Source organism: Azohydromonas aeria (assembly GCF_009760915.1).
Taxonomy (GTDB): domain Bacteria; phylum Pseudomonadota; class Gammaproteobacteria; order Burkholderiales; family Burkholderiaceae_C; genus Azohydromonas; species Azohydromonas aeria.
This window is the reverse complement of the sequence record NZ_VIDQ01000011.1, coordinates 125,958-133,264: the sequence shown is the minus strand read 5'-3', so window position 1 is coordinate 133,264 and position 7,307 is coordinate 125,958. Positions and strand designations below refer to the sequence as shown.

Sequence of the window (7,307 nt, the reverse complement as noted above, 5' to 3'; positions counted from 1 at the left end):
CGGGCGTGGTGGCGCCGCCCGCGCCGGGCGCCGTGGTGACGCATCCGAACGTGGTGACGCCGGGCACGGCGGTGCCGGCGCCGGGACGCGGCGCGGCGACGCTGCCTGGCGTCGTGCGCGAGCGGCCGGATAGGCCGGACCGACCGGAACGACCCGACCGGCCCGACCGGCCTGACCGGCCTGACCGGCCCGATCGTTCCGAGCCGGCTGGCGCCGTGGCGGTGCCCGGAGGCGTCCGCGAGCGGCCGCAGCCGCCCGGCGGCGTGGTGACGGCGCCGCCCGGGGTGGTCGTGGCCGAGCCGCCCGGCGCGGCGCGGCCGTCGCCGCCGCTGCAGCGCGCGCCGGGCCTGCAGGCGCAGGAGCCGGGAGCGCCGCCGCGTGTCGGCCGCGACCAGGTCCCGCCCGCGCAGCGCGCCGTGCCGCTGCCGCCGGACTTCAACAATCCGCGCTCGCCCATGCCCACCATCCCCGGCGACCGGGTGCCTCCCGAGGCGCCGCGCGTGGAGCGTCAGGAGCCGGGAGCGTTGCCGCGTGTCGGCCGCGACCAGATCCCGCCCGCGCAGCGCGCCGTGCCGCTGCCTCCCGACTTCAACAACCCGCGCTCGCCTATGCCCACCATCCCCGGCGACCGGGTGCCGCCCGAGGCGCCGCGCGTGGAGCGGCGCGCGCCGGTGGTGGTGCCGGCGCCGGTGGTGCCCGTCGAGCCGGCCGCGCCGCGCGTTATCGCGCCGCCGCCCATGCCGGCGCAGCCCCGGCCGATGCCGCAGCCGCCCAGCCCGGCCGCGCCGCCCCGGCCGCAGATGCAGATGCCGATGGCGCCGCCGGCCCTCCATGCGCCCGGGCCGGGGGCGCCGGGCGGGGGCGGCCAGGGCGGTGGTGCGGGGCCGGGCCGCGCCTGGCAGGGCGGGCCGGGTGCCGGGCAGCCCGGCGGAGGCCCGCGCGAGCGGTGAGGGCACCGGCGGGCCGGGCCCCGGGCACGGTCCGCCGCGGCCTTACTTCAGCAGCGGCCTGAGCACCGGCCAGACGTTGTCCAGCAGCAGCGGCTGCGCCTCCTCGCGCGGGTGGATGCGGTCGGCCTGGAACAGCGCGGTGGGGTCGCCCACGTCGGCCACGTTGCGCAGGAAGAAGGGCACCAGCGCCGCGTCGTGCTCCTTCGCCACGCGCGCGTAGAGCTGCGCGAAGTCCTCGCCGTAGCGGCGGCCGTAGTTGGGCGGCAGCTGCATGCCCGCGATCAGCACCCGGGCGCCGGCGGCGCGCGCGGCGCGCGCCATCTCGGAGAGGTTGGCCTCGGTGGCCGACAGCGGCTGGCCGCGCAGCGCGTCGTTGCCGCCGAGCTCCAGGATCACGTGCGTGGGCCGGTGCTGCTTGAGCAGCGCGGGCAGCCGCGAGCGCCCGCCGGCGGTGGTGTCGCCGCTGATGCTGGCGTTGACGACGCGCGCGTCGAGCTTCTCGCGCTCCAGGCGCTGCTCCAGCAGCGCCACCCAGCCGCTGCCGCGCCGGATGCCGTACTCGGCCGAGAGGCTGTCGCCCACGACCAGGATCACGGCCGGTGCCTTCGCAACCACCGGCCCCGCCAGCCACGGGGCCAGCGCCAGCGCGCTACAGTGGGCCAGCCAGCGGCGACGGCCCGCGTCGGGCCGCGCCTTCACACCATTGAGATTCATGAAGCCACCGATCATCGAGGTCCAGCACATCAGCAAGCGCGTGAGCGATGCCACGGGCGATCTGACGATTCTCCATGACATCGATTTCCAGCTTCGGCCCCGGGAGTCCGCCGCCATCGTCGGCGCCTCGGGCTCGGGCAAGAGCACGCTGCTGTCGATCATCGCGGGCCTGGACACGCCCACGCAGGGCACGGTGAGGATCGCCGGGGAGGACCTGTTCGCGCTCGACGAGGACGCGCGTGCCGCGGTGCGCGCGCGCCAGCTGGGCTTCGTGTTCCAGAACTTCCAGCTGCTGTCCAACCTCACGGCGCTGGAGAACGTGATGCTGCCGCTGGAGCTGCTGGGCCGCGAGGACGCGCGCGAGGAGGCCGTGCGCATGCTGCGGCGCGTGGGCCTGGGCGAGCGGCTGGGCCACTATCCGCGCGTGCTCTCCGGCGGCGAGCAGCAGCGCGTGGCGCTGGCGCGTGCCTTCGTGCTGCGCCCGGCGCTGCTGCTGGCCGACGAGCCCACCGGCAGCCTGGACCACGCCACCGGCGAGACGGTGATGGCGCTGATGTTCGAGCTCAACCAGGAGGCCGGCACCACGCTGCTGCTGGTCACGCACGACGCGCAGGTGGCCTCGCGCTGCGAGCGCCAGCTGGAGATCCAGGCGGGGCGGCTGGTGAGCTGACGTGAAGAAGAAAAGGCGCCCCGCGGGGCGCCTTCGTCGTCGTTCTCAAGCCGCCCGAAGCGGCCTGGCGGGCATCACTGCTCGGTGAACTTGAAGTCGGTCTTGGCCTTGGCGCGCAGCGACTGCTGGAAGTCCTGCAGCTTCTTCTGCTGCAGGCTCTGCTGGATCTGCGGCTTGACCTCGTCGAAGGCCGGGAAGCTGGCCTCGCGCGTGTCTTCGAGCTTGATGACGTGATAGCCGAACTGCGTCTTGACCGGCGTCTCGGTGATCTCGCCCTTCTTGAGCTTGGCCATGGCCTGGCCGAACTCGGGCACGTAGGCATCGGGCTTGGCGAAGTCGAGGTCGCCGCCGTTCTCGGCCGAGCCGGGGTCCTTGGACATCTTCTTGGCCAGGTCCTCGAACTTGGCGCCGGCCTTGAGCTGGGCGATGGCGGCCTTGGCCTCCTCTTCCTTCTCGACCAGGATGTGGCGCGCGCGGAACTCGGTGCCGCTGGACTGAGCCTTGAACTTGTCGTACTCGGCCTTGGCCTCGGCGTCGGTCACCGGGTTCTTCTTCTGGAAGTCGGCGAAGAGCTCGCGGATGAGCACGGTCTGGCGGGCGAGCTCCATCTGGTTGCGGAACTCGGGCGAGGCGTTGAGGCCGCGCTTCTCGGCTTCCTGCATGAAGATCTCGCGCAGCACCACCTCTTCCTTCACGCGCTGCTCCAGGTCCGGCGTGTTCTGCGCCTGGCCGCTGCGCATGGCCTGCTGCATGAGCGTGTCCACGCGCGCCTTGGGCACGGCCTTGCCGTTGACGATGGCCACGTTCTGTGCCTGCGCAACCATCGGGCTGAGCAGCGCCAGCGACGCGGACAGCAGCGCCACGCGCAGCGCGGAGGACTTGAGCTTCATGGGATCCTTTCTGGGAGCGCGCCGGGATTGGTCTCCAACCGGCCGCGAATGGAAGAGTGGTGGTCTTTGAGAAAAGTCAGTCAGCTTCGCCGGGGCTGCGCGCCTGGATCGCCAGGGCATGGATGCCCGCGGGCATGAGCGAGGCGAGGGCATGATACACAAGGCGATGCCGCGCCACGGCGCCCAGCCCGGCGAAGCGCTCGCTGGTGATGCGCACCGTCCAGTGGCTGCCTTCGCCGGCGCCGGCATGGCCGGCGTGCTTGCTGCTGTCGTCGATCACTTCAAGATGCTGGGGCGCCAGCGCCTGCCGCAGCGCGGCCTCGATGTCGTTTGCGTTCACGGCCATGTCACTGGGCTCCGGGGCGTGCCTTGTCCTTGGATGCCGCGGCGGACTCGTCGGGCAGGTAGCGGCTGAGGTAGAGGCCCTGGGCCAGCGTGAACAGCAGCATCAGCCCGATGCCGCCGAAGAGCTTGAAGTTGACCCAGGCATCGGTGGAGAAGGTGTAGGCAACCCAGATGTTGAGCAGGCCCATCACGCCGAAGAAGGCGACCCACATGCCGTTGAGGCGCTGCCACACGGCATCGGGTAGCTGCAGCTGCTCGCCCAGCAGCAGGCGCAGCAGGTTCTTGCGCAGCAGCACGTGCGACAGCCACAGGCTCGTGCCCATGACCCAGTACAGCACGCTGGGCTTCCACTTGATGAAGGTCTCGCTGTGGAACCAGATCGTGGCGCCGCCAAGCACCACCACCAGCGCCAGGCTGACCCACAGCATCGTGTCCACCTTGCGCCCGCGCGCCACGATCCAGGCCACCTGCGCCAGCGTGGCGATGATGACCACGATGGTGGCCAGCAGCACCGGCGCCTCGGCCGCGCCGACCACGCCGCCGGAGACCAGGAAGCCGAAGTGCTCGGTGGCGAAGTCGGCCGATTGCTGCGCGTGCGCGCCGGCGTACTTGAAGGTGCCGAAGAACAGCAGGATGGGCAGGAAATCGAGCAGCAGCTTCATGCTTGGCCTTGGCCGTCCGGGGTGTCGTGGCGCGGCTCGAAGTCGATCGCGGCGGAGTTGATGCAGTAGCGCTCGCCCGTGGGCGCGGGGCCGTCGGGGAAGACGTGGCCCAGGTGCGTGCCGCAGCGCCGGCAGCGCACTTCCACGCGCACCATGCCGTGGCTGCGGTCCTCGACGCGCTCGACGACCTCGCCCTCGATGGGCTCGAAGTAGCTGGGCCAGCCGCAGCCGGCATCGAACTTGGTGCGCGCGTCGAACAGCGGCGCGCCGCAGCCGATGCAGCGGTAGATGCCGTCCTCGGCGTGGTCCCAGTACTTGCCCGTGAAGGGCCGCTCCGTGGCGGCGTGGCGCGCCACCTGGTACTGCATCGGGTCGAGCCTGGCGCGCCACTCGGCGTCGCTGTGCCGCACCGGGTAGCGCGGGTCGTCGTGCGGATGCGGGTCGTGCTTCATCAGGGGGTTCTCCGCCGGCCGCTCGAGGAAGGCGGCGACCGTCAAGGGGCGCAGGATAGCGGCTCGCGCCGGCCCCACCGGTACGCCGGTGCGGCAGGGCCGCCCGGGTCAAGCCCGGGCGCGCCGCCCGCATGGAGTGTAGTCAGGCGCTCTGTGCAACGCCCTGCATCAGGGGTTAACCGGCTGCCGCCGGGGTGATCGGCCCGGGACACTGGCCGCGGCGCATTCAGTCCACGCAACACGACACCACGGAGACGTCCCATGAGCACCCTGTACGGCCGGATGATGCAGATGCCGCTGCTGATCTCCTCGCTGCTCACGCACGCCTCGCGCCACGCCGGCGACACCGAGATCGTCAGCCGCCGCGTCGAGGGCCAGATCCACCGCAGCAGCTGGGCCACCGTGGAGCAGCGCGCGCGGCGCCTGGCGCAGGCGCTGGCGCGGCTGGGCTGCGGGCCGGGCGACCGCGTCGGCACGCTGGCCTGGAACACCGACCGGCACCTGGAGATCTACTACGGCAGCTCCGGCTCGCAGCTGGTGTGCCACACCATCAACCCGCGGCTGTTCCCGCAGCAGATCGCCTGGATCGTGGCCGATGCCGCCGACAAGGTGCTGTGTTTCGACCTGAACCTGCTGCCGCTGGTCGAGAAGCTGGCGCCGGAATTGAAGGGCGTCGAGCACTTCGTGCTGATGACCGACCGCGCCCACATGCCGGCGCAGACCGGGCTGCCGAAGCTGCTGTGCTACGAGGAGCTGCTCGCCGCCGAGGACGGGCACTACGCCTGGCCGAGCTTCGACGAGCAGTGCGCGTCGAGCCTGTGCTACAGCTCGGGCACCACGGGCAATCCGAAGGGCGCGCTCTACAGTCACCGCTCCACGGTGCTGCACGCCTACGCCGCGGCGCTGCCCGACGCCATGGCCTGCTCGGCCTCGGACGTGGTGCTGCCGGTGGTGCCGATGTTCCACGTCAACGCCTGGGGCCTGCCCTACACCGCGGCGCTGGTGGGCTGCAAGCTGGTGCTGCCCGGACCCAGGCTCGACGGCGCCTCGCTGTATGAACTGTTCGAGGCCGAGAAGGTCACCTTCAGCGCCGGCGTGCCCACGCTGTGGCTGGGGCTGATGGAGCATGTGCGCAGCCACGGGCTGGAGTTCTCGACCTTCCGCCGCACCGTCATCGGCGGCTCGGCCTGCCCGCCCTCGCTGATGCGCGCGCTGGAGGAGTACGGCGTGCACGTCATCCACGCCTGGGGCATGACGGAGATGTCGCCGCTGGGCACGCTCGCGCGGCTGCAGCCCAAGCACGCGGCGCTCTCGCCCGGCGAGCGCCACAAGCTGCTGGAGAAGCAGGGCAAGCCGATTTACGGCGTGGATATCGAGGTGATCAACGACGCGCACGAGGTGTTGCCCTGGGACGGCGAGCACGCCGGCCACCTGGTGGCGCGCGGGCCGTGGGTGATCGAGCGCTACTGGAACGAGGACGCCTCGCCGCTGGTGGAAGTCAAGGAACACGGCGAGTGGTTCCCCACCGGTGACGTGGCGACCATGGACGGCGACGGCTTCATGCAGATCACCGACCGCAGCAAGGACGTGGTGAAGAGCGGCGGCGAGTGGATCAGCTCGATCGAGCTGGAGTGCATCGCCATGTCGCACCCGGCCGTGCAGGAAGCCGCCGTGATCGCCGCCACGCACCCGACCTGGGACGAGCGCCCGCTGCTGCTGGCCCAACTGAAGCCCGGGGCGACCGTCACGCGCGAGGAGCTGCTGAGCTTCTACAAGGGCCGCATCGCGCACTGGCAGACGCCCGACGACGTGGTGTTCGTCGAGGAATTGCCGCACACGGCGACGGGGAAGCTGAGCAAGCTGACGCTGCGGGCCAAGTACAAGGATTGGCTGGTGAGGCAGGGCGGCTGAGCACGGCCGGGAGCTGGTTGCGGCTGGTGTCCAATCCCGGGCCATGAGTGACACCCCCGCACCCGAAATGCCTGCCCCGCTGCCTTTCCCCATCCACATCCCCTTCGTCGAGGAGCTCGGCCTGGAGTTGCACGCCTTCGGCGGCGGGGAAGCGGAAATCCAGCTCGACCTGGCGCACGCGCACCTGAATTCCTTTGCCGTGGCGCACGGCGGCGTGGTGATGACGATGCTGGACGTGGCCATGGCCCATGCCGCGCGCAGCCACGGCGTGGCGCCGGGCACCGACCCGCGCGAGGCGGCGAACGTGCCGGGCGTGGTCACGATCGAGATGAAGACCAGCTTCATGCGCGCCGGCGAGGGCCGGCTGCGCGCCGTGGCGCAGGTGCTGCACCGCACCGCGACCATGGCCTTCTGCGAGGGCAGTGTCTTCGACGCCCAGGGCCGGCGCTGCGCCCATGCCACCGCCACCTTCAAGTACATGCGCCTGCTGCCGGCAGGGCGGCAATTGAAAACCTTGCGCGGGCCGGCACCGGAGTGACCGGTAGCGCTCAATTTCAGCTGCTATCGTCCGAAGTAGTTTCGGGAGGTAAGCGGGTCGGCGCCGAGGCGCCGCCAATGCGCTCCTGAGACGGGCCGCGCGGCAAAGGACAGGGTTCCGAGGATCCGCCTCGTCGCCGCTCAAGCTGATGCCTGCCTTGCACTGCCGCCGGTTT

Annotated in this window: 8 protein-coding genes and 1 pseudogene; 4 read left to right on the top strand and 5 right to left on the bottom strand. The window is 71.5% G+C overall.

Annotation, left to right across the window (positions count from 1 at the left end; translation table 11 throughout):
* Positions 1-950: pseudogene (locus tag FJ694_RS36650) on the top strand (hypothetical protein); the annotation flags it as partial.
* Positions 951-992: 42 nt separating this feature from the next.
* On the opposite strand, the gene FJ694_RS09325 reads toward FJ694_RS36650, so the two are convergent.
* Positions 993-1,664, bottom strand: a complete 672-nt coding sequence (locus FJ694_RS09325; RefSeq protein ID WP_157266302.1) for an arylesterase — start codon at positions 1,662-1,664, stop codon at positions 993-995.
* Between FJ694_RS09325 and FJ694_RS09320 the strand changes: the two genes are divergently transcribed.
* Positions 1,663-2,334, top strand: coding sequence for an ABC transporter ATP-binding protein (locus tag FJ694_RS09320; protein WP_157266301.1), 672 nt, complete (start codon positions 1,663-1,665; stop codon positions 2,332-2,334). The genes FJ694_RS09325 and FJ694_RS09320 overlap by 2 nt on opposite strands.
* A 74-nt stretch (positions 2,335-2,408) precedes the next feature.
* On the opposite strand, the gene FJ694_RS09315 is transcribed toward FJ694_RS09320, so the two are convergent.
* The 4 genes from FJ694_RS09315 to msrB all read right to left on the bottom strand — a co-directional run bounded on the left by FJ694_RS09315 (position 2,409) and on the right by msrB (position 4,683).
* Positions 2,409-3,224, bottom strand: a complete 816-nt coding sequence (locus tag FJ694_RS09315; RefSeq protein ID WP_157266300.1) for a peptidylprolyl isomerase — start codon at positions 3,222-3,224, stop codon at positions 2,409-2,411.
* Between the two features lie 76 nt (positions 3,225-3,300).
* Entirely contained in the window at positions 3,301-3,570 is a 270-nt protein-coding gene (locus tag FJ694_RS09310; RefSeq protein WP_157266299.1) for a BolA family protein, read from the bottom strand.
* Between the two features lies 1 nt (position 3,571).
* A complete protein-coding gene (locus tag FJ694_RS09305) occupies positions 3,572-4,231 on the bottom strand; it encodes a septation protein A (protein WP_157266298.1) in 660 nt (219 codons plus the stop codon).
* Positions 4,228-4,683, bottom strand: a complete 456-nt coding sequence (gene msrB / locus FJ694_RS09300; protein ID WP_157266297.1) for a peptide-methionine (R)-S-oxide reductase MsrB — start codon at positions 4,681-4,683, stop codon at positions 4,228-4,230. Before msrB ends, FJ694_RS09305 begins: the two co-directional genes overlap by 4 nt.
* Before the next feature lie 261 nt (positions 4,684-4,944).
* On the opposite strand from msrB, the gene FJ694_RS09295 reads away from it, so the two are divergent.
* Positions 4,945-6,594: a 3-(methylthio)propionyl-CoA ligase gene (locus FJ694_RS09295; RefSeq protein WP_310735041.1), complete on the top strand. Its 1,650-nt coding sequence runs from the start codon at positions 4,945-4,947 to the stop codon at positions 6,592-6,594.
* 43 nt (positions 6,595-6,637) lie between these two features.
* A complete protein-coding gene (locus tag FJ694_RS09290; protein WP_232539968.1) occupies positions 6,638-7,132 on the top strand; it encodes a PaaI family thioesterase in 495 nt (164 codons plus the stop codon).
* Positions 7,133-7,307 lie beyond the last annotated feature (175 nt).